Below are 21721 nucleotides of genomic sequence, written 5' to 3' on the forward strand. Positions count from 1 at the left end.
AGACAGTCAGCAGAAAGGAACGACGAATCGTGTTTTCAGGCAGTTTGCGCGGACGCTTGTTGTGGTGGCTTTTGCTGCCACTGGCGGCGTTCGTTTCCATTTCCGGCATGATTTCGTATCGCAACGCGCAGACCACGGCCGACCTGGTTCAGGATAACGCGTTGCTATCGTCGATACGCATCATTGGCGAGGACATCGATTGGGATAACGGCCACGTGTCGGTCCAGATTCCGCCGGCCGCGCTCGAGCTGTTCGAGTCGCCGGAACAGGACAGCGTGTTCTATCGCGTCGAAGCGAGCGGCCACCGCCTGCTGGCCGGCAGTCCCGAGTTACCGGTGCCGCGCGGCGTGAGCGACGTCCCCATGCTGTACTCCACCCATCTCGAGGACGGCCGTGCCGTGCGCGCCGCTACCTACGTGCGGCAGCTATACGACTCGGGCCGCACCGAAGAAGTCGTCGTAACGGTTGCAAAAACGGAAGGTTCGCGCGACGCCATGGTGTGGCGCCTGTTGCGGCCGCAACTGTTCGGCGAGGTGCTCACGCTGGTGCTCGCGATGGTGTTCGTCTATCTCGGGCTGACTTTCGAATTGCGGCCGTTGATGAAGGTGAAAGACGACGTCGCCGATCGTAACGCGTCGCAACTTGAACCGATACGCGTGGCGCGCTTGCATGTCGAATTGACGCCTATCGTCGAAGCGATCAACCAGTGCATCGCGCGCATGGGCCAGCAGGCCGCGACGCAGCGGCAATTCATCTCCGACGCGGCGCATCAGTTGCGTACGCCGCTCGCGCTGCTGGTGGCGCAGATCCAGTTCGCGCGGCAACGTGAGAATCGGGACGTGCCGCTCAGCGAAGCACTGGCCGGCATGCATAAAAGCAGCCGCAAGCTGACCACGTTGACCAACAAGCTGTTGCTACTCGCTCAGGCCGAGTCCGCCGCGCCCTCCAATACGCGCGAACGGGTCGATCTGAGCGCGTTGATCGCGGGTGTGCTCGAGGAGTTGATCGCTTTCGCGCAGTCGCGTGAAATCGATCTGGGCGCTGAGTTGGAAGACGGCCTATACGTGACCGGCGACGAGGCGCTGACCGCGGCGCTGGTGACCAATCTCGTCGACAACGCGCTGCGCTATACGCAACCCGGTGGCCGCGTCACCGTGCATACGCAGCGCGGTAATGACAGGGCGATCGTGCGGGTGATCGACAATGGGCCGGGTATCAAAGCCGAAGCGAGGGTGCGTGTGTTCGAGCGTTTCTATCGCGCGTCGAACCATGCTGACGGAACCGGCCTCGGCTTGCCGATCGTGCGCGAGATCGCCCGCCGGCAAGGCGGCACGGTTACGCTCGAGCCGGGAGAGGGCGGTGTTGGCCTCGTCGCCACCGTCGAGATGCGACTATGGTCGGCGGCGGTTTGATGCGTCGCCAAATCAGGGGAAACCGATGAAACTGCTGCTCGTTGAAGACGACGCTGACCTCGCGCGCTGGGTGATGAACCTGATGCAGGTCGAGAATTTCGTGGTTGACTGGGCGCAGGACGGCGAGCGGGCGGAGACGCTGCTCGGCGTGCAGTGCTACGACGCGGTGCTGCTCGATCTGCGCTTGCCGGGCATTGGCGGCAAGGACGTGCTGGCGCGTCTGCGCCGCAAACGCGACAACGTGCCGGTGCTGATGCTCACCGCCAACGGTTCGACTGACGACAAAGTAGCCTGCTTTTCGGCCGGCGCGGACGACTACGTCGTCAAACCTTTCGACGCGCGCGAGCTGGTGGCGCGCATCAAGGCGCTGATCCGCCGTCAGGCGGCGGGCGATAAGGGCCAGTCGATCGACTGCGGCGATCTGCGCTATCTGTTCGATTCCCGTGAATTCGTATTGCAAAACGAGCCCTTGCCGTTACGGCGGCGCGAACACGCCATCCTCGAAACGCTGATGCTGAAGCAGGGCAAGACCGTCTCGAAGTCCACCCTGATGGACAAGGTCTTCACGCTCGACGACGAACCCAGCGCCGATGCCATCGACATTTACATTCACCGCTTGCGCAAGCATCTGGCGAGCTCCAGCGCGAAGATCATGACCTTGCGCGGGCTTGGCTACATCCTGCGCGAAGAAGTGTCGTGCGAAGCGTTTGCCGAGTCGCTTTAGCGCATCAGAGCAATCCTTAAGGATTTCTTGAGGGTCGTTCAAGACGCCTCTCGACCACCCGCGATTCGCGCCGTTTCATTGGCACCTTCCATAAGGCTTTCATAAGGTTCCCCATTGCATTATTCGCCGCATCGAGCGAGCGCAAGCGCGCCTGCTCGCAACGTCGAATTAAATGCCTATTGATGGGAGAACCCGCTTGCTAGAGACCTCGACTTATCGCGTTGCGGAGATGCGCAACAAAGTGCCCGAGGCAACACTTGTCTTCTGGGCAATCAAGATCATGGCGACCACCGTCGGCGAGACCGGCGCGGACTATCTGGCCGTGCACGTGGGGCTCGGCACCGCGCTCACCGGCGGGATGATGCTCGCGTTGCTGATTGCCGCATTGGCCGTGCAGCTTCGCATGCGCAAGTACGTGCCGTGGATTTACTGGCTGACCGTGGTGCTGGTCAGTGTGGTCGGCACGCAGATTACCGATGCACTGACCGACAAGCTCGGCATCAGTCTCTATGCCAGCACGATCGCGTTTGCCCTGGCGCTGGCCGTGGTGTTCGCGCTCTGGTATCGCAGTGAGCGGACACTGTCGATTCACACCATCTACACGACGCGGCGGGAGCTTTTCTACTGGGCCGCAGTGTTGTTCACCTTCGCGTTGGGCACCGCGGCCGGCGATCTCGCGACAGAAGCGCTGGGGCTCGGCTTCATGATCGGTGTGGTGGCATTCAGCGCGCTAATCGCATTGGTGTGCGCCATCTACTACGTCGGCGGGAATCCGGTGCTGACTTTCTGGCTTGCCTACATTCTGACGCGGCCGTTGGGCGCCTCGTTCGGCGATCTGCTTTCGCAGTCCCGCACATACGGTGGTATCGGTCTCGGCACGATCAATACGAGCGTGCTCTTTCTGAGTGCCATCGTCCTGCTGGTCATCTTCGCGAGTGCAGTCGAACAGCGGTCCACACGCACTATCGCCGCACGTGAACCTTGAGCGCGTGTCGCTCGACAAGTCGCAGATGTAGCCCTTTTTCAATCGTATGTTGAATCAAACGGAAGAGAACAATCATGAACCAACGCACGCTCAACAAAGCCGTCATCGCTTCTTTCATTGCCCTCTCCGCCATCAGCTTCGGGCATCGCGAGGCGGGTGGGATCGGCTTTCCGTCGGCCGAGGCAGCCGAGCCTGTCAAGGCGTCGAAGCTCGGCGACCTCTCGCCGTTCCGCAAGATCGCCGCCGACACCGCGGTACTCGTCGGCCAGGGCAATCTCGCGGGCGGTAAGGTGCGCATCAAGGATCTGGAACTCGCGTGGGACGACGCCGAGCCTTCGCTGAAGCCTCGCGCCGCAGCCGACTGGCACACCGTCGACAAAGCGATCGACCGCGCGCTGAGCGCGTTACGCGCCGGCACGCCGAACGCAGCGGAATGCAAGCAGACGCTCGCTGATCTGCTGGCGGTGATGGACAGAATGAACGGCAAGGCCTGACGCGCCGAAAGGCGCGAGCGATGACAGAGGTCATCCGTGAAACATCTGTTCGCCTTTGAATCGGTACGGTATGCAAACCAATTTTTACCGCTGATTCAGCAGGTGGAAAGCTCCTGGTCGCACAAGGGCAGGAGCTCATTCACCTGGTCAAGAACGCCCGTTTTTTTCCAGGCCATGTACCGAAGATAACAAGTCTGTTGCGGCGGAAAAGTCGCCGGCAGCCTGTGCCACTTTTCTTTCGTCTGCTGCACCCAGAGTATCGCGTTGAGGATCTCGCGATCGCTGCGACGGGGTCGCCCGCGACCGGACGAAACCTCGGGAAAAAGACTCTGAACACGCGCCCAATCGGCGTCGGTGAGGGGGATCTGAAGCATCTGCCGCCTTGAATGACTGTGTGGGGAATGCGCAGTCGTTGCATGCTGCGTTTGCTGCCGATACTAGTAAATCTTTTTTTCTCGGTCAAATTTTATTGTTGCACTGCGATGCCCTCATTCATCGCTTGTTGTTTAGCGATCTTATTCACTATGCATGACACGGTTTCCCCGTTTGAAACGATGGACTTGTGGTAATCGCCGCGTTCAACGCCCTGTGCGATGGTCCCGTAACGTTGATGCGAAACGCTACGTAACATCGGCGTTCATACAAACGTTTGGCGATTGAAATTGCGCCTCGACAGGTTTGACCGGATGGTCGTAAACCATTGATCAGTAGGGCTTGCCGGCCATGGTCGCTGATAGGTCGCGCAGTGAACGTGCCACTTGGCACGACATGTGCGTGCTTTAGCTAGGTTAATAAATTGCGCCTACGCCATGCTATCGCTCGACTATGAAAAGCCTATATCGCTCGCAACCACGTTCGGCACACGTACCGCTTGCGTTGAACAAACCGATTGGAACGACTCGCGCGACGATTCCATGGCGCTGAGCGAACTCGAAAGCCGCGTCCGCCAAGGTCTGCGCTCGGGTGAGTTTCATCTCGTGTTTCAGGGGGCGTATCGCGCGGCAGGCGGCGCGCTGGCGCGCCTCGAAGCGCAGGTTCGATGGACGCATCCCGACTACGGGCTGCTGCTTCCCGGCATTTTCATGATGCCGCTCGAACACCCGCAGGTCGCGCTGGAGATGGCCTTGTTCGTCGTCGACGGCGTGTGCCGTGAACTGCGCGACTGCCTCTCGTCGAAGATGGCGCTGCTGCCGGTCGCGATCACGGTGCCGGCGCAAGTAGCCGTGCTCGAATCGTTTGCCGACGACCTCACGCGCATCGCGCGATCGTATGGCGTGCCGGGCAACCTGCTTGAAATCGAAGTGCCCGATAGCGCAGACGCAGCACGTCTGCTGTCTTTGCGTACCTTGACGGCCGACCTTCGGTCTGCGGGAACCGGCATCTCGCTGGGCAAGTGGGGCAACGGCGCGTCTTCGCTCGCACTGCTCGGCGCAATCGACGTGGACACCGTCACGATCGCGCCTGAGTTGATGGCAGCGCTTCCACGCGATCCTCGTGCCTGCGTGGTGATGTCGGCGTTACTGGATCTGCTTCACGCGCTTGACGTGCAGGTCGTGGTGAATGGTGTGGAGACCAAAGCACAGTTGCAATGGTTGAGCGCGTCATGGCCAGAAGCGTTAGCGCAAGGCTTCCTGTTCTCTCGCCCGAAGGCCGGGCTGGCGAATGTGCTGGCGCCAAGCCGCGACTCGTGACCACGGCAGAGGACGTTACGTAACGTCCCGCGTGCGATGTCGTTGAGGCGAGCACCCACTGCTCGCGGAAAATCGGCAACTGGCGCTATCGTCTGCTTCCACCGGCGACTGCTTGCCGGTGGTCAAAGAAGCTCATCGCCATCGTCACGCCGCTGAAGAATGGTGCGCTGCAATAGACGCACTCGACCGCATTCATAGCATAAACATCTTATTGAAACGCACGTGTGATCCTGGCGAACAGCCCGTTCCGCGCGATCCATTCTGCGTAGGCGCGATAGTCGGGATCGTTCATCAGGTGCCGCTCCTCGGTTTTGGCGCGCATGAAATACAGCAGATTGACGCACGCCAGCGCGAAGCAGTGCGTGAGCGCGACTTGCCAGCCCATGGGTTCGATGAACGGCACCGAGACCATCCAGAACGAGAGGTTCTTCGTGATGTAGGCGGGATGCTTCGTGAAGCGATAAGGGCCCGACGTGATGATGCCGCGATTGGTCAAGTTCGAAAATCGCAATCCGAATGCGATGGTGGAAAGCGCGTAGCAGAAGACCAGGGCGATGATCGCGGTGCCCCAGATGATTCGGACAATGGGCACGGATATCAGCCAGTTGTCCCAGAACATCGCGCCCTGGTAGTGCATGTACTGGGCCGAGATCAGCGACCAGAACGGCTGATAACAGAGAAGTGCAACCAGCCAGCCGAGCGTGGTCGGCTCCGCGCTGCGCACGTGGGTATCGAGGATGCGCAGTGTGCACAGATAACCTACCGTGCCGAACATCAGATCCATCGTGAAGGACAGGTCGTACATGAACCTGAACGTCGCCAGTGAGAACGGCGAGTTCATGGCGGTCGCAAGCGATGCGCCGATATGGTCCGCATCGGTGGAAAGATAGGTGATCATCAGCGGCAGGAAGAACGCTTTCACCATCCAGCCGGCGAGCATTTCACGCACGGGCTTCCAGTTGCCTGGGCGCTGTCCGAGGAATACGAGGCGGCCCCACAACATATAGGCATCGTCGACTTCGCGTTGACGCCTGTCCATCCACGCAAAGTAAAACGGCGCGGCCACGATCAGATACGGTGCGAGCGTGAGGATCAGAGACCAGAAGGGGTTATAGAACGTGCCGTGATACTCGGGCAAGAGCCAGTAGAGCACACCGATGCCGACATACACGGAAGCCAGCGCGGCAAGACGCAAACTCACACGCGCGACACTGAGCGGCCGAACCGCCTGACCGGTCAGTCCGGCGCTTGGGCGTAGATACACGCGTGCGACGAACAGCTCGTATAGGGCGATCGTCGCGATGATCGCGAGACAGGCGGCGGTGCTGCGGCGCGCGCCATCCAGCGCGGTACTGTCGCGTAGCAGCCAGAGCGTCAGAAGGCCGACGGCGATGCCAAGCAGGCCGACGGAAAACGGCGTCGCCGAACGCGGCCGCTGCTCCTGCACGTGCGCTACGTTATCCAGAGTGGAGTTCATGTCATCCTCGTAGTCATGACATAGATAGCGGCCGGGCTTCTGATTTTTTAAGTCCCGACCGCTGTGCTGATTACCGCTTATTTACCTGCGACACCACCCAGCAATCCGGTGACGAGGTTCGTCACCGGCGCCAGCGGATTCGTGCTGGTCGAACCGCTCCCCGCACTGCCCGCGTTGCCGGTCAGGCCGGTCACGAGGCCCGTGACCGGCGCGAGCGGCGAGGCCTTACCGGATGATGCCCCACTCAGCGTCGAAGTCAGCGCCGTCACGAGACCGGTGACGGGCGCGAGCGGTGAGTTTTGGCCCGCGGCGCCACCCAGCGTCGAGGTCAACGACGTGACGAGACCCGTGACCGGTGCGAGCGGACCGCCGGCGCCTGAAGTGCCGCCGAGCGAACCCAGGTTGCCGAGAAGTCCGGTGACCGGCGCGAGCGGACTGCCGGCGCCAGAGGTGCCGCCGAGCGAACCCAGGCCGCCGAGGAGTCCGGTGATCGGCGCGAGCGGATTACCGCTGCTGCCGGTCCCACCGAGCGAACCGAGGTTGCCGATCAGGCCGGTCAGCGGCGGGATGCTAAGGCCGCTACCCGATCCACCCAGTCCGCCAAGCGGGCCCAGCAGGCCGGCGATCGGCGCCAACGGGTTGGTCGTCGCGCCCGTTAGCAGTCCGCCTGCGCTCGTGACCGTGTTGCCAAGCTGACTCACTACGCCGCCGACGTCTTTACCCACCTGATTACCCGTCGCGCCGGACACTTGCTGACCGGCCGAATCGAGTCCGTTGGCGATGGTGCCCAGCAAGCCGTTGAGCGGCGCGCCGAGGCCCGTGGTGTTGCCGATGGTCTGCGTCGTATTCGAGACGGCGAGGGTGATCGGGTTGATAACCGTGCTCAGTTGGGTTTCGACCTGTTGAACCGGCGCGCTGGTCAGCGCCGAGTTCAATCCCGAGCCAACTTTGACGACGCCGTCACCCACGCCGCCGACAACGGTACCCAAGGTCGACGTAACGGGTGCGAGCGGCGCAAGAGGCCCGGTTCCGAGACTCGTCACCACACCGCCGACCGCGGTAACGGCCGCGCCTGCATTGGTAACGAGACCCGATGTGGAGGTCAGGGTCGGGCCAAGCGGATTGGTCGAACTGCCCAGCGTGCCCAGACCTGTGGCCACGCCGTTGCCGAGCACGTTGACGCCGTTGCCGAGATCGGTGATGGCGGCGCCGAGATTCGCAGTCGTTGCGCCGTTGACGCCGGGGACTGAGGTGCCGGTGATCGTGGAACCCGTGTCGGCGATACCCGTGCCCACGGCAGTGATGACGTTACTGACTTGGGTGACGACGGTGCCGAGAGGGGTCGAGGAGGCGCCCGAGCTGCTGGAGCTGCTAGAACTGCTGGAACTGCTGGAACTGCTGGTACCGGAGCTGCTGGTGCCAGAGCTGGAACCAGAACTGGAGCCGGAGCTTGAACCCGAGCTGCCCGAAGTGCCGCCTAGTCCACCGCCACCAAGCCCGCTGGGCGTGTTAAGGGTCGATCCACAACCGTAGAGCGCGAGTAATGTAAATGTCGCGACAGCGATGGCTGTCCGACCGGTGAATTTTTGCATGATGTCCCCGTTGAACGACTATTGGCGGGGTTGACACCGCAAGTTGCGCGCCAAATGCGAGTTATGGCTTCATCTCGGTGATTCAGCGTATATATGGTTGAAGATATTATGATATGAAGAATTTACCGCATCAAAAACACGATTCAGCCTGAAGTGGCTGCGCCGTGTTCCACGTACATGCTACGTAACGCGTCCGGCGGGCGTAACGGCGCGGAGCCGCCGCCAAACACCGCAGCGATTCCCGCCCTCAATTACGCCTTTCGCCGATTAAAACGCAGCGGTATAGATCGCTAACGCATCGGCCTCAGTAACAGGCCGGGGGTTGTTCACCAGAAGCCGCGTTTGCAGCATCGCGTCGCTCGCCATCCGTTCGAGTCCGCTACGTTCGATGCCGACATCGCGCAACCGGGCCGGAATCGCGGTCGCGGCAATCATCTGTTCGAGCCGTTCGATCAACGCCTGCGTCCTGCTTTCGGCACTGCCCGTGATACCCGGCACGACCACGTCCGCGAGTTCCGCGTACAGATGCGCCGCCGCCTCGGCGTTGAACCGCAACACGTGCGGCAGCACAAGCGCATTCGAAAGACCGTGCGGGACGTGATAAATGCCACCGATCGGATACGCGAGCGCATGCACCGCGGCCACCGGTGAATTGGCGAACGCCTGGCCGGCGAACGCCGCGCCAAGCAGCATCGCTTCGCGTGCCGCGCGATTCTGGCCGTTCTCGCATGCGGGCAACAGATTGCGTGACAGAAGTTCGAGCGCCTTCACCGCCAGCATGTCGGACACCGGGTTTTTCAAATGCGCGGACGTGTACGCCTCGATCGCGTGAACCATCGCGTCGACGCCGGTTGCCGCGGTCGCGGCAACCGGCAGTCCGAGCGTGAGTTCCGCGTCGAGAATCGCCAGATCGGCGACCAGTTGCGGCGCGACCACGCCCATCTTCTTCGCCTCGCCCACCGTCACGATCGACACGGCCGTGACTTCGGAGCCGGTGCCTGCCGTGGTCGGCATCTGCACGAGCGGCAAACGCGACACGGTGATCTTGTTCACGCCGTACATGTCGGTGAGCGCCTGCTCTTGTTGCGGAGCCAGCACGGCGATCAGCTTCGCCACGTCCATCGACGAACCGCCGCCGAGTCCCAGCACGATCTCAGCGCCGGCCTCACGCGCGCGCGACGTCGCCTCGAGCACGATGTGCTCGGGCGGATCGGCGATCACGTCGTCGATCACTGTGGCATTCCAGCCGTGTGCCGCGAGATCGGCGAGCGCCGGATTCAGCAGCCCACTCTGGTGAAGAAACCCATCCGTCACCACGCACAAGCGTGTGAGCGACGGAAATTGCGCGCGCAGCAAAGCGCCGAGACGACGCGCTGCGCCAAATTCGACGACCATCGTCGGCACGGTTTGAAACCGGAATGCGTTCATCATTTCACCTGCAGGTCAGCACTGGCCATTGATTACTCCAGCAAGATCGGTACTTCAAACGTTCAGAATCCAGATTCCACCATTCGCTATCGCGGGTGGGCAGGCAGACGTCAGTTGTACCAGATTCGGATCGCTTTACTACAGGCACCAGGCTCCAGGTGTCGAGATCCGCTTAACTTTGAACTTTGTTCTTCAAGCTCGACGGCGGCGCGGGTCTTGCCACGTCACTGGGTTGAGGAAGATGCGACGACAGTCGTGCGAAGCAGCATGCCGGCATGCGTGAGTGGCATGGGTCCAGTTGATTCGCGTTTTTTTGTTGCGTGAATATGCATCTACGCAAAATTCTCATGCATAAACATCGTGGCGATGTTTCTTAAAGTAAGTATGGGAAATTTTTTTCGCAATTTGATTTCGGATCAAATTCTTTAGAATTTGAATTAGAGCGCGGGTCCGGCTTGTCAGGTGTTTTGAAGCGACGTTGGCCTTTCCGGAGGGTGCAATGGGTAGCCTGGATTCACACGATATGTCGGGCGCGGATTGGTATTGGATACTGCGGGCATCGGAATTCACGCAACTGTGCATCGTCGTCGACGGGAGCATTCCGACTTCGGTTGCACACGCGCTGGCGCAGCGTTTCGCCGCCGTGTCTCAGGTCTCGATGCTGCGAATTCCCGAGCCTGTATCTCTGCATCGAGCATGGATCGAATCCAGCGAACACGAGACATTCTCCGGAGCTACGGCGACGGGGGATGCCACAAAATCGATGCGCCAGCTATCCCGGGCCGTGCAACTGTTGTTGTGGTCCAGTGTGCCAGAGGAACTGGATTGGCTCGGCGGTGTTCACGGGCAGCCCGTCTTGCACATGCGCTACCGAATCGATACGGACGAGGCGTTGGGAATTCGGATCGGGATCGAGCGAGTCTTTGCTGTTCTCCGAGCAGTAGTCCTATGCAACGTGGCGACCGGTTATTGACCACATCGGGTGTATGGCCCGCAGGTTCACTGCTAAGCCCTTATGGAGCATGTCATGGATACACCCGCAAGCTTGAGCACCAGCCTTCTTTCTCAGCCGACGAAGACTAGGTTCTATCTAACCATATTTGCTGCGACTATCGGAAATGCTCTGGAATGGCTTGATATCCTGATTTATGGATTCTTTGCAACGACAATTGCGAAGACGTTCTTTCCGGCATCGAGTCCTGCGGTATCGCTGTTGGTCACACTTGGCACTTTCGGTATTTCCTATCTTGTGCGACCCATTGGTGCTCTGGCACTTGGCTCCTACGCCGACCGGCACGGCCGGAAAGCGTCGATGCTGGTATCAATCATGATGATGATGGTCGGCACACTCACGATCGCCGTCATGCCGGGATACGCGTCAATCGGCATGGCTGCACCTATCGCCGTGCTTGCTGCCCGGCTGCTGCAGGGCTTTTCCGCAGGCGGCGAGTTTGGCAGTACGACCGCGTTTCTGGTTGAGCAGGCACCGCACAGAAGCGGATTTATGGCGAGCTTCCAGTTCGCGAGTCAGGGACTCAGTTATCTACTGGCCGCAGCGTTCGGCGCGGTGCTGACCAGCACCCTGGACACTGCATCCACGGAATCATGGGGCTGGCGCGTTCCGTTTCTCTTTGGAATTCTGATCGGGCCAATCGGGCTGTACCTTCGCAAACAGATGACGGAGGAGCGTAACCTGGACAAATCGCCTGTTGCGCGTACGCCTGTCAGGACTGTTCTAGCGCAACAGAAACTGCGCATGCTGCTCTCGATCGGTGTGTTGGCCGTGTCGACCGGCACGAGCTACGTGATTCTTTATATCCCGACCTTTGCGGTCAAGCAGCTCCATATGCCGGCGAGCTTCGGATTCACCGCGACCGTGTTAACGGGTGCAATTCTGATGTTCGTACCACCGTTCATTGGTCTCCTCTCCGATCGGGTGGGCCGAATTCGCTTGATGGCGGGCTCTGGCGTGATCTTCACCTTGTCGATCTACCCGGTGTTTGCCGCATTGATCCGTCATCCGAACCTGGGCGCGTTAATGGCAATGATGGCGTGGATCGGTCTGCTGAAAGCCGTGTATTTTGGCGCGCTGCCCGCGTTGATGGCAGACGCCTTTCCGAAAGAAACACGCGCTACCGGCATGGCAGTCAGCTACAACATCGGTGTAACCGTCTTCGGCGGGTTCGCGCCGTTGATAGTTGATTCGCTAATTCAACTCACCGGCAACAAGCTTTCACCTGCGTTGTACCTGGCATTTCTCGGTGCACTGAGTCTTGCGGCCTTGTGGAAATGCAAAACCGCCTTGCGGTTGCGCTGAGCGTTGCGAACTGCTTCTCGAGCCTATCAAGGTGCTAGCGGTGCACTTTGACGCCGAACGTCAATTGACCGTTGGCATTTAGCAGGAGTCGCATCGAACGGACTGTTGCGTCGGGACCGTTTCTATTTTTCTCAGCCTTCTCGAGGCACTTCCTGAAATCACAAAACTCAGCGCGGCAAGTACCCAGACTCCGGCGCCGCCATAGAGCATCACCCAGCCAAAGCCGTCTATTAGCGCGGCGTGAACGGCGGTTCCGGATGGGTCCAGTGTAGCGAGTGCAGGGATTCCACGTCTGACCGCTTCGACGTCTCCTGCGGCAATCTTCTCCGCCAGTCGTCCGAGCGGGGCGGTGTCGAGCGTCGCAGGAAGTCTCGCCCTCAGATTGACCAGGATGCCGCCAACCAGGATCGCCCCCATCAACGCGATGTTGATCGCAAGCGTAATCATGCGCGCGCTCATATCGATCCCGGATGCCATGCCCGCCCGCTCCGCCGGAACCGCACCGGTCGTCGTATTGGTGACAGGCGTGTTGGTGAGGCCGAGGCCGGCGCCGGCGAGGATGCAACCCGGCAACATGGTCCACACGCCGGGATGCGGGACGTTACTGCCGTATTTCATCAACATGAAGCCAAGACCGATCGTAAACAGGCCTGCAGGTATCGCGATTCCAGATCCATAACGCAGCGCAAGACGTTCACCGAGCGGCGGAAATAACAGTGTCGGCAGCGTGTACGCGAGTAGCGCAAGACCGGCGCTCACGCTGTCGTAGCCGAGGCCGATCTGGAAATAGATCGGCAGATAGATCATGAACGGCCAGAAGCTGAAGTTCATCCCCGCGGAGCCCATCAGCGCGCCGGAAAATTTCCGGATCCTGAATACGGAGAAGTCGAACATCGGGCGCGCACTGAGTCGCTCAGCGCATAGAAAGGCAATGAAGGCGACGGCCGTTGCCACCAGAATCAGGATCGCGCGAAGACTCGCGAAACCAAGATCCGAGCCCTGTGTGATGTAGTACGTGAGTCCGAACACCGCCAGCGAAAGCGTGATGATGCCGGCCACATCGAGCGTGTGCGCGTGCGGATCGCGCGACTCCTGGACGCCGCCGAAAACGAGCGTCAACGTGATGGCGGCAAGCAGGGCGTGGATCCAGAAGACCCATTGCCATCCCGATACCGCAACGATCATCCCGCCGATGATCGGTCCAAAGCCAAGCCCGATGCCGAGAATAATGCCCCATGCGCTGAAGGCCCGGACGCGCTCAGGTCCTTCACTAAATTGATGCGAGAGCACGGCGACCTGGCAGATCAGCATCGCGCCGCCACTCGCGCCTTGCAGCAGGCGCGCGACGATCAACGTCGGTACGCTCTGCGCGAAACCGCAGATCAGCGAGGTGAGGCCGAACAGCGCGATCCCGATGACGAAAATACGTCTGCGGCCGAATTGGTCCGCCAGCGCGCCAGTTGCCATCAGCACCGTCGTCACTCCGAGCGTGTAGGCATTCATGATCCACTGCATGCCCTTGAAGTCGCCATGCAGGACGCGCTCGAGCGTCGGCAGGATCACCGGCACGCTGGAGATTTCGAGGCCGAACATCAGTGAAGCCAGGCACACGGCGCCCAACGCCAAAGTGTTTTTGCGGATGGAGAAGCGAGCCGTAGATTGCGCGGCGTTGCTCGAAAGGGCGTCGGCTGCCCGCGTGTCCGACAAGCTTGATGGATGTTCTTCTGCGATAACCGTCTGGGAACCTTCGTCGTAGGACGGCGGCGCGTTTCTGGACCTGGACATAGGAATTCACCTCGATAGTCGATGGCTTTGGCCACCATGGACTGTGTAATATAGAGGGAATATAAGTCCCTATTGACGCGAATAAATCCCGGAAATGCGTCCTCCACGGAACCAATAAGGTGAGGGTATGAGCGACATTCTCGACGGCGTGACAACGTTCGTGCGTGTGGTTGAGACGGGCAGTTTCGCGTTGGCTGCCGAACGCATGGACCTCACACGCTCGGCGGTCGGCAAAGTCATCGTGCGGCTCGAAAAGCGTCTCGGCGTGCGTCTGCTCAATCGCACGACGCGCAGCCAGAGTCTCACCGAGGCCGGGCAAGCGTATTACGACCGTTGCGTGCGCGCGCTGGCTGAACTCGAGGCCGCCGAAGCCGATCTGGACTCGGGGCGTCGCGAACCGAAAGGACGTCTGCGGGTAAGCGTACCGCAGGCCTTCGGTCATCATTGTGTAGCGCCGGTGCTGCTTGGGCTTGCGCGCAGGCATCCGCAATTGAAGATCGACATTTCGGTCGCGGACCGCTTTGTGGATGTCGTGGAAGAGGGCTTCGATCTCGTCGTGCGGATCGGTCCACTGGTCGATAGCGTGAGTCTCGCGGCGCGGCGGCTCGGTGTTCAGTATGCAAGTATTGGCGCCGCGCCGGCGTATCTGGCGCGCTGCGGCACGCCGGGCCGTGTGGCTGAATTCCACGGGCACACGATCATTGCTTATTCACGCAACGGGGTTATCGAGCCGTGGAATGTGCTCGATGTCGATGGGCAAATCCGCCGCGCGGATGTCGTGCCGCAGCTTAGCTTTGACGATATGCAGGGGATCGTGGATGCCGCGATTGCGGGCTTCGGACTGGCGTGGCTACCGAGCTGGCTGCTCGCGCGTTTTGAGGCAACAGGTCAGTTGCAGACCGTGATGGAGAATTGTTTTCGACCTTCACAGGAGATCAACGTTGTGTGGCCGAAGAGCCGGTATCTTGCGTTGAAGACGCGCTGCGCGATTGATGCGCTCGTTGCCGAGATTCCCGCAATGCTCGGAGCGCCCCCAGCGAACTGACGAGGGGGCGCACTCCCGCTGCCGCTGCGGGCGTGCCTCCGTTTGTACGCAATGCCTAGAATTGCAACGTAGCGCTAGCCACGGCAGTTCGTGTCGGCGAAGGTGCCACGTAATAGCCCCACGCGGTGGTCCAGTAGCGGCGGTTGAACAGATTGTTGATCCCCGCACGGAAAGTCACATCCTTGCCGGCGATTTTCGTCTCGTATCGGCCGCTCAAATCGTACGTGACATAAGCCGGAACGAACTGCGTGTTGGCCGCGTCGACCGCCTGGTTGCCGACGTACTTGCCGCCGAACGCCAGCGTCAGCGGACGCAGATATGACGGGTTGTATTCGATCCGGCCGGTCACGGTGAATCTCGGCGCGCCATACACGCGCTTGCCTTCGACACTGGCGTCGTCCACGTCGACCGCCTTCGTGTCGAGCCACATCACGCCGCCCATCACGCGCCATTCGCTCGTCAGCGCGAGCCAGCCGCTTGCGTCGACGCCGGTATAGCGCTTCGTGCCGTCCTGCACGAAGATGTTGGCCGAGTTCGTATAGTTGTAGCCCTGATCGACACGGAACAGCGCAAGATTGGCGCCCCACTTGCTGTGGTCCGTCTTGAAGCCGACTTCGTACTGCTTGCTCTTCAGCGGGCCGAATGTGTCCGGGTAATTGAGGTTGGTGTTCGAGGCCGCGCCACCCTGTTCCAACGATTCGACATAGCTCGCGTACACCGTCGAATACGGGTCGGTCTTGAACATCAGCGCGAAGGTTGGCGTGACCGGATCCGCGCTGTACTGTGACGATACGGCGCCGCTCGTGTCGTACACGTGCTCGCGGTATTGCGTGTAACGCACGCCGACCAGGGCGGACAGACGCGATGTGAGCTGCACCGTATCGCTCGCGTACACGGCGGCCTGCGTGGTGCGCTGCTGACGATAGAGATCCGAGCCGATGCTGACTTCATCGTTGGTCAACAGCGTGCTGTTGTACAGGTTGCCGTTGCCGAGGAAGTAGCCGTTATTCCAGCCTTCGCTGTTGCTGTACTCGCTGGTTTGCGTCTCGAAACCCGCGCCGATCACGGCGTCGTGCTTGATGCTGCCGGTGTTGAATTTGCCCTGCACCATCGCGTCGACGTTCTGATAGAAGTAACGCGTCATCGCCGCATAAAGCGTGTTCGAGTAGTTGCCCGCGTTATCGGTCACGAACAGGAAGCTGTCCGAATTGGTGCGGTTTTCCTTGGCGAAGCGGTACTTCACGTTCGCATGCCAGTTCTCGGAGAGGCGGTAATCAAGCCCCGTGCCGAACGAAGCCATCTCGGTTTGATAGTAATTCTGCGGTTGCGTCAGCGCGTGGGTGACTGTGCTTGCGTCGGGAATGCCGAGGCCGCTGCCGAACATCAGGCCGAATAGTGTGCCGTTGGTTTTGCGCTTCTGATAGAAGGCGTCGGCGGTAAAGGTCAGGTCCGGCGTAATGCGGAAGTCGAACGCGAGCGAGGCTACCTGGCGGCGGATGTGACCGTGATCTTCCGCGGTGTTGCCGTCTTCGTTGACGAGGTTCAGGCGGTAGCCGAAGCGGTTGTCATTGCCAAAGCGGCCACCCAGATCGACCGCCTCGCTGAAGACGCCAGCCGACTTGTAGCCGATCGAGATGCTACGGTAGGGATCGTCGGTCGGGCGTTTCAGCACGTAATTGACGATGCCGCCCGGCGAACCGAAGCCATACATGAAACCGGACAGACCCTTGAGCAATTCGACCTGCTCGAACGGCTCGAGCGAGAGATCGGTGTCCCACGAGGGGAAGGTCTGGCCGTCGACCTTGATGCTGTTCAGCGTGTCGATCGGCATGCCGCGCACGGCGAATATCGCGTTTTCGCTGATGGCGTTTTCGCTGATGGCCGATACCGCCGGGTCGTACTTGAACAGATCGTTGGCGGTTGCCGCCATCAGGTCCTGCGCCTCGTCGCTCGTCACTACGCGCGTCGAAAACGGCGTGTCGACCTGTTTGCGCGAGCCCAGTGCGCCGGCGCTGACGGTGTCGGCCTGCGCCACGGTTGTGTCTTTCGTTGCCGACACACTCACGGCGGGCAGGGTGGCGGCCGTGTCGCTTGCCGCGACCTGCGCCCATCCCGAGGACGACAGCGTAGACAACGATAAGCCGACGCTGACGAGGAGCCCCGCACTGAGTAGCGACGGAGTACGGCGGTGGCCGCGCAAAAAGGTTGGGCGCGCTGGGCGTCCCGCGACAAATGAATTCTGCATGTTGTTTGAGTTAGGCAGCGTGACGCCGCCGCGCACCAAAGATGTGCGAAACGGCCAGTTTCGAGCGAGTGGTTGTTAAACGGATGGTTCAAACTGCGACTTCATACGAATAGTAATGCATCTGATTCGCATTAACAATTGCCAATTTCGCATCGCAAGTCATCTATAAGACATCTGTCTTAAGGCATAGGACATTCGGCTCAAAGCCTTATCTGGCGGGGCTTGACCCTGTGCGGGGCGTGGCGGCGGCATGTTTGTTTCGCAGCGAGTACTGGAAAACACGCATATACTCACGGTCGGGCCGTAAAAAGTAGTGCCGTGGGTCGCGCTGCGTTCTTGCTGCTTTGTCGCCACCCCGCGGCTCAGCGCCACCAACGCTCTGTCTAACACTTCACCAAGCAAAGCATCAAACATGTCCACATCGCCGAAGATCATCTACACCCTGACCGACGAAGCGCCTGCTCTGGCGACTTATTCGCTGCTGCCGATCGTCAAGGCGTTCACGCGCTCGTCCGACGTGATCGTTGAAACGCGCGATATCTCGCTTGCCGGCCGGATCATCGCTGCATTTCCGGACTACCTGACCGCGGAACAGAAGGGTTCCGACGATCTGGCGGAACTGGGTGGACTCACCACGCGTCCGGAAGCGAACATCGTCAAGCTGCCGAACATCAGCGCATCGGTGCCGCAACTGAAGGCCGCGATTACCGAGCTGCGCGATCAGGGCTTCAAGCTGCCGCCCTATCCGGACGTGGCGAATACCGACACTGAAAAAGACGTCAAGGCGCGTTACGACAAGATCAAGGGCAGCGCGGTGAACCCGGTGCTGCGCGAAGGCAATTCGGATCGCCGCGCGCCGTTGTCGGTGAAGAACTACGCACGCAAGCACCCGCACAAGATGGGCGCGTGGAGCGCGGACTCGAAGTCGCACGTGGCGCACATGAGCGGCGGCGATTTCTACGGCAGCGAAAAATCGGCGCTGATCGCAGCAGCCGGCGCTGTGAAGATCGAACTGATCGCCGCCGACGGTTCGGCGAAGGTCCTGAAAGAAAAGACGTCCGTGCAAGCGGGCGAGATCATCGACGCTTCGGTGCTCTCCAAGAACGCGCTGCGCAGCTTCATCGAAGCAGAAATCGCCGATGCGAAGAGCAAGGGCGTGCTGTTCTCGGTGCACCTGAAAGCGACCATGATGAAGGTGTCGGATCCGATCATCTTCGGTCACGTGGTCTCGGTGTTCTACAAAGACGTGCTGACCAAGCACGCTGACGCGCTGGCGCAAGCCGGCTTCAACCCGAACAACGGTATCGGCGACCTGTACGCGCGCCTGAAGGACCTGCCGGAGCAAACGCGCGAAGCGATCGAAGCCGACATCAAGGCTCAATACGCGCAACGCCCGCAACTGGCCATGGTCAACTCGGACAAGGGCATCACCAGCCTGCACGTGCCGAGCGACGTGATCGTCGACGCTTCGATGCCGGCCATGATTCGCGAGTCGGGCAAGATGTGGGGCGCGGACGGCGCATTGCATGATGCCAAGGCGGTGATTCCGGACCGTTGCTACGCCGGCGTCTACCAGGCTGTGATCGAAGACTGCAAGAAGAACGGCGCATTCGACCCGGTCACGATGGGCACGGTGCCGAACGTCGGCCTGATGGCGCAAGCCGCTGAAGAATACGGTTCACACGACAAGACGTTCCAGATTCCGGCGAACGGCGTGGTGCGCGTGACCGACGCAGCCGGTACGGTGCTGATCGAGCAGGCGGTTGAAGCGGGCGACATCTGGCGCATGTGCCAGACCAAAGATGCGCCGGTCCAGGATTGGGTCAAGCTCGCGGTGAACCGCGCACGCGCCACCAACACGCCGGCGATTTTCTGGCTGGACGCAGCGCGCGCGCACGACGCCCAGATCATCAAAAAGGTCGAGCAATACCTGAAGGACCACGACACCAGCGGTCTGGATATCCGCGTCATGACGCCGGTCGAAGCAACCAAGTTCTCGATCGAGCGCATCCGCGCCGGCAAGGACACGATTTCGGTCACCGGCAACGTGCTGCGCGACTACCTGACCGACCTGTTCCCGATCATGGAACTGGGCACCAGCGCGAAGATGCTCTCGATCGTCCCGCTGATGGCTGGTGGCGGCATGTTCGAAACGGGCGCAGGCGGTTCGGCGCCGAAGCACGTTCAGCAACTGGTCGAAGAAGGTTTCCTGCGTTGGGACTCGCTCGGCGAATTCCTGGCGTTGGCGGCTTCGCTGGAACACCTGAGCGGCGCGTATCACAACCCGAAGGCGCAGGTTCTGGCCAGGACGCTGGATCAGGCAACGGGCAAGTTCCTCGACAACGACAAGTCGCCGGCGCGCAAGGTTGGCGGTATCGACAACCGCGGCAGCCACTTCTACCTGGCGATGTACTGGGCTGAGGCGCTCGCTGCGCAAACCGAAGACGCTGCCTTGCAGGCGCAGTTCGCCGGCGTGGCAAAGGCGATGGCCGACAACGAAGCGAAGATCATCGAAGAGCTGGGTGCAGCGCAAGGCAAGCCGGTGGATATCGGCGGTTACTACCGTCCGAATGTCGAACTGACGAGCAAGGCCATGCGCCCGAGCGCCACGCTGAACAAGATTGTGGACGCGGTCGCTTAATGGTCGGAATGACGTGCCGAATGAGGTACTGAGGCTGTTCCTCAAGGTACCGAAGCAGGCACTGAAGTAAGCAGCAAACAAGACGATGGCGCTCCTCAGGAGCGCCATCGTCGTTTCTACGCATACGTGAGTGGCGGTCATGCCTGCCCTCACACGTGAACGATTTCCCAATCGCTGAGTTTTTCTGGAATGTCGAGCGTCGACGTGTCGATTTCGGTCAACTGCGGGCAGGTCAGGCCGCGTGCGACTTCATCGGCTGCCTGTTGCGGGCTGGAAAATTCACCGAGCGTCTCGTTGCCGTAGGTTGCCTCCCAACCGCCCTGGCCCGGCAAAATGTAGAACGCTCCCTGGGTCGATCCAAAGCGAAAGCCTTTCATTTTTAGTCTCCCAATTGCCATTTAAAAACCGCTGCGCCGCGGCGGCTTCATGCATGGAGCGGGGGGACACACTGCCACTGCGTTTTCGTCCCGTCTATTTCGCTGCACCACATGAAGCGCCGGCTCTTGTAAAAGAGTCTACGTCAGTGGGTCTCGGCGCAAGGGGCTGTTAGACGGTTCTTTCGATCAAAAAATATCGTTTAAAAATAAAGGCTTGTCGTCGTCATTTTGCGATGTGCAACGTGGGGCGGCATTGCGAAATGGCGAATTTGTGCCACGCACCACGATTTTTTACGAAGCAAGGGCTCATGCCACATCGTGAAATTTTGGCGGGTTGGCCAAATAGTGGGGCAGGGCGCATTCGGGGCAGAGCGCGGCTGCGCCCGTGATCGTTCTGTTCAGGAAAGAACCTGGCCTAGAAACGCTAGCAGCACGCGGTTGAACTCATCCGGCCGTTGCAGCGGCGCGAAATGGCTCACGCCAGGCAAAAGAATCAACTTCGCGCCGGGAATGGTGCGGGCGAGATAGTCGGCGTGTTCCGGCTTGATGAATTCGTCGTGCTCGCTCTGGACGATGGCAACCGGCACTCGAATCCCGGCCAGATCGCGCGCGGAGTAGTTGGGCTGGGTTCTCATCATTTCGCTGACCGCGCCGACAAATGCGTCGAAGTCGTCCGGCGTTGCCGAGAGTTGCGCATAGTCTTTGGCATGCCTTCCGAAGCAGCGATCGATGATCGGCGTCGGCACGAATTTCTTCGTCCCGCTCGGATCCATGTTGCAGCCGAAGAAAAACACGCCTGCAACCCGCTCGGGGACCTGGCGGGCCAACACCAGGGCCACGCACGCGCCGTCGCTCCAACCGGCTATCGCGGCCCGGTCGAGCTGCAGCGTGTCCATCACGGCCAGAACGTCGGAGGCCATCAGCTCGTACATATAGGGACGCGCATCGCGGGTGCTGCGGCCATGGCCGCGGCTGTCGATGACCACCACGCGATGCCCCGAGCCGACCAGCGCCGGGACCTGATATCCCCAGTTGCCGCTGTGCCCCAGACCGCCATGCAGCAGGATCACCGGTTTGCCGGTCCCATAGGACGCGTACCAGATTCGCGCGCCTTCGTGCTCGACGTAGCCGTGGTCGTTCGAGACCGGCAGCGGGGCTGCGCCGTGGGCTTCGAAATGGGTGAGGTCGTCGTCGTGGGATTGCATGAGGGTGCCTTCCTGGGGAGCTCAGTAACGCAAGGATCCACCAGGTTGCCTGCGCCGCCACCAGAAAATCAAAAAAGCTACGAATTTTCGCGCCTGGACGGTGGATGGGCGGCGTCTTTCGGCAGCGGAGCCGCCCCTCAAGGCCACGGCTGGTTTCGATGGTGCGGAGTATTGAGGGGCGATGGGGATTTATTAGCGGAGGGCGCTTGCGCAGATTCGACGCCACCAGAAATAAACCCGGCGCTCAGTTATTCCCCCCAGCAAGGAATACATAGTTCTGTAACGCTGAGCGGAATTCACTTC

18 protein-coding genes are annotated in these 21721 nt (G+C 60.5%); 10 read left to right on the forward strand and 8 right to left on the reverse strand.

All coding sequences use genetic code 11. The annotated features are described in order from the left end of the window. The first annotated feature begins 29 nt into the window (after nt 1-29). The 4 genes from M0D64_RS28720 (at nt 30) to M0D64_RS28735 (ending at nt 3615) form a co-directional block, all read left to right on the forward strand. Nucleotides 30-1412, forward strand: a complete 1383-nt coding sequence (locus M0D64_RS28720) for a sensor histidine kinase (protein WP_266260225.1) — start codon at nt 30-32, stop codon at nt 1410-1412. A gap of 25 nt (nt 1413-1437) precedes the next feature. Continuing rightward, a complete protein-coding gene (locus M0D64_RS28725; protein WP_154562727.1) occupies nt 1438-2136 on the forward strand; it encodes a response regulator in 699 nt (232 codons plus the stop codon). A gap of 229 nt (nt 2137-2365) precedes the next feature. Continuing rightward, nucleotides 2366-3121 (forward strand): hypothetical protein, encoded by a 756-nt coding sequence (locus M0D64_RS28730; protein ID WP_154562813.1) that lies wholly within the window; start codon nt 2366-2368, stop codon nt 3119-3121. 74 nt (nt 3122-3195) lie between these two features. Beyond that, nucleotides 3196-3615 (forward strand): histidine kinase, encoded by a 420-nt coding sequence (locus M0D64_RS28735; RefSeq protein WP_266260227.1) that lies wholly within the window; start codon nt 3196-3198, stop codon nt 3613-3615. A 95-nt stretch (nt 3616-3710) separates the two neighbouring features. Here the strand turns inward: M0D64_RS28735 and M0D64_RS28740 are convergent, their stop codons facing one another. Then, nucleotides 3711-3989 carry a transposase gene (locus M0D64_RS28740; protein WP_154562725.1) on the reverse strand — a complete coding sequence of 93 codons (279 nt, stop codon included), beginning with the start codon at nt 3987-3989 and terminating at the stop codon, nt 3711-3713. A 435-nt stretch (nt 3990-4424) separates the two neighbouring features. On the opposite strand from M0D64_RS28740, the gene M0D64_RS28745 reads away from it, so the two are divergent. Continuing rightward, the gene (locus tag M0D64_RS28745; RefSeq protein WP_266260229.1) at nt 4425-5306 is read left to right on the forward strand and encodes an EAL domain-containing protein; all 882 of its coding nucleotides are present in this window, start codon (nt 4425-4427) and stop codon (nt 5304-5306) included. A gap of 208 nt (nt 5307-5514) precedes the next feature. Here the strand turns inward: M0D64_RS28745 and M0D64_RS28750 are convergent, their stop codons facing one another. After that, nucleotides 5515-6783 carry an isoprenylcysteine carboxylmethyltransferase family protein gene (locus M0D64_RS28750; RefSeq protein ID WP_266260230.1) on the reverse strand — a complete coding sequence of 423 codons (1269 nt, stop codon included), beginning with the start codon at nt 6781-6783 and terminating at the stop codon, nt 5515-5517. A gap of 77 nt (nt 6784-6860) precedes the next feature. Then, nucleotides 6861-8078, reverse strand: coding sequence for a collagen-like triple helix repeat-containing protein (locus M0D64_RS28755; RefSeq protein ID WP_266260232.1), 1218 nt, complete (start codon nt 8076-8078; stop codon nt 6861-6863). On the opposite strand from M0D64_RS28755, the gene M0D64_RS28760 reads away from it, so the two are divergent. After that, nucleotides 8071-8316, forward strand: a complete 246-nt coding sequence (locus M0D64_RS28760) for a hypothetical protein (protein ID WP_266260233.1) — start codon at nt 8071-8073, stop codon at nt 8314-8316. The two genes, M0D64_RS28755 and M0D64_RS28760, sit on opposite strands and share 8 nt — an antisense overlap. A gap of 326 nt (nt 8317-8642) precedes the next feature. Here the strand turns inward: M0D64_RS28760 and M0D64_RS28765 are convergent, their stop codons facing one another. Further along, the gene (locus M0D64_RS28765; protein ID WP_266260244.1) at nt 8643-9803 is read right to left on the reverse strand and encodes an iron-containing alcohol dehydrogenase; all 1161 of its coding nucleotides are present in this window, start codon (nt 9801-9803) and stop codon (nt 8643-8645) included. 499 nt (nt 9804-10302) lie between these two features. Here M0D64_RS28765 and M0D64_RS28770 point away from each other — a divergent pair, with 499 nt between their 5' ends. Together M0D64_RS28770 and M0D64_RS28775 are read left to right on the forward strand one after the other, a co-directional pair. Beyond that, on the forward strand, nt 10303-10776 hold the full coding sequence (locus M0D64_RS28770) for a hypothetical protein (RefSeq protein ID WP_266260234.1): 474 nt from the start codon (nt 10303-10305) through the stop codon (nt 10774-10776). A gap of 54 nt (nt 10777-10830) precedes the next feature. Further along, complete coding sequence (locus M0D64_RS28775) at nt 10831-12120, forward strand: MFS transporter (protein WP_266260236.1); 1290 nt, start codon at nt 10831-10833, stop codon at nt 12118-12120. Between the two features lie 78 nt (nt 12121-12198). Here M0D64_RS28775 and M0D64_RS28780 read toward each other — a convergent pair whose 3' ends face one another. After that, on the reverse strand, nt 12199-13905 hold the full coding sequence (locus M0D64_RS28780) for an MFS transporter (RefSeq protein ID WP_266260237.1): 1707 nt from the start codon (nt 13903-13905) through the stop codon (nt 12199-12201). Between the two features lie 127 nt (nt 13906-14032). On the opposite strand from M0D64_RS28780, the gene M0D64_RS28785 reads away from it, so the two are divergent. Further along, nucleotides 14033-14950, forward strand: a complete 918-nt coding sequence (locus M0D64_RS28785; protein WP_266239025.1) for a LysR family transcriptional regulator — start codon at nt 14033-14035, stop codon at nt 14948-14950. Between the two features lie 55 nt (nt 14951-15005). On the opposite strand, the gene M0D64_RS28790 is transcribed toward M0D64_RS28785, so the two are convergent. Continuing rightward, a complete protein-coding gene (locus M0D64_RS28790) occupies nt 15006-17195 on the reverse strand; it encodes a TonB-dependent siderophore receptor (RefSeq protein ID WP_308102513.1) in 2190 nt (729 codons plus the stop codon). Between the two features lie 412 nt (nt 17196-17607). Here M0D64_RS28790 and M0D64_RS28795 point away from each other — a divergent pair, with 412 nt between their 5' ends. Continuing rightward, complete coding sequence (locus tag M0D64_RS28795; protein ID WP_266260240.1) at nt 17608-19836, forward strand: NADP-dependent isocitrate dehydrogenase; 2229 nt, start codon at nt 17608-17610, stop codon at nt 19834-19836. A gap of 149 nt (nt 19837-19985) precedes the next feature. Here the strand turns inward: M0D64_RS28795 and M0D64_RS28800 are convergent, their stop codons facing one another. Beyond that, nucleotides 19986-20213, reverse strand: coding sequence for a hypothetical protein (locus tag M0D64_RS28800; protein ID WP_154562709.1), 228 nt, complete (start codon nt 20211-20213; stop codon nt 19986-19988). 398 nt (nt 20214-20611) lie between these two features. Continuing rightward, entirely contained in the window at nt 20612-21418 is an 807-nt protein-coding gene (locus tag M0D64_RS28805) for an alpha/beta fold hydrolase (RefSeq protein WP_266260241.1), read from the reverse strand. Between the last annotated feature and the right edge of the window lie 303 nt (nt 21419-21721).

It is taken from the genome of Paraburkholderia sp. WS6 (assembly GCF_030464835.1).
Lineage (GTDB): Bacteria > Pseudomonadota > Gammaproteobacteria > Burkholderiales > Burkholderiaceae > Paraburkholderia > Paraburkholderia madseniana.

Bases quoted from the DNA above. Each gene is read 5' to 3' on its own strand.
- M0D64_RS28725 (WP_154562727.1), top strand. From the start codon at position 1,438: ATGAAACTGCTGCTCGTTGAAGACGACGCTGACCTCGCGCGCTGGGTG.
- M0D64_RS28730 (WP_154562813.1), top strand. From the start codon at position 2,366: ATGCGCAACAAAGTGCCCGAGGCAACACTTGTCTTCTGGGCAATCAAG.
- M0D64_RS28735 (WP_266260227.1), top strand. From the start codon at position 3,196: ATGAACCAACGCACGCTCAACAAAGCCGTCATCGCTTCTTTCATTGCC.
- M0D64_RS28740 (WP_154562725.1), bottom strand. From the start codon at position 3,989: ATGCTTCAGATCCCCCTCACCGACGCCGATTGGGCGCGTGTTCAGAGT.
- M0D64_RS28745 (WP_266260229.1), top strand. From the start codon at position 4,425: ATGCTATCGCTCGACTATGAAAAGCCTATATCGCTCGCAACCACGTTC.
- M0D64_RS28750 (WP_266260230.1), bottom strand. From the start codon at position 6,783: ATGAACTCCACTCTGGATAACGTAGCGCACGTGCAGGAGCAGCGGCCG.
- M0D64_RS28765 (WP_266260244.1), bottom strand. From the start codon at position 9,803: ATGAACGCATTCCGGTTTCAAACCGTGCCGACGATGGTCGTCGAATTT.
- M0D64_RS28770 (WP_266260234.1), top strand. From the start codon at position 10,303: ATGGGTAGCCTGGATTCACACGATATGTCGGGCGCGGATTGGTATTGG.
- M0D64_RS28775 (WP_266260236.1), top strand. From the start codon at position 10,831: ATGGATACACCCGCAAGCTTGAGCACCAGCCTTCTTTCTCAGCCGACG.
- M0D64_RS28780 (WP_266260237.1), bottom strand. From the start codon at position 13,905: ATGTCCAGGTCCAGAAACGCGCCGCCGTCCTACGACGAAGGTTCCCAG.
- M0D64_RS28785 (WP_266239025.1), top strand. From the start codon at position 14,033: ATGAGCGACATTCTCGACGGCGTGACAACGTTCGTGCGTGTGGTTGAG.
- M0D64_RS28790 (WP_308102513.1), bottom strand. From the start codon at position 17,195: ATGCAGAATTCATTTGTCGCGGGACGCCCAGCGCGCCCAACCTTTTTG.
- M0D64_RS28795 (WP_266260240.1), top strand. From the start codon at position 17,608: ATGTCCACATCGCCGAAGATCATCTACACCCTGACCGACGAAGCGCCT.
- M0D64_RS28800 (WP_154562709.1), bottom strand. From the start codon at position 20,213: ATGAAAGGCTTTCGCTTTGGATCGACCCAGGGAGCGTTCTACATTTTG.
- M0D64_RS28805 (WP_266260241.1), bottom strand. From the start codon at position 21,418: ATGCAATCCCACGACGACGACCTCACCCATTTCGAAGCCCACGGCGCA.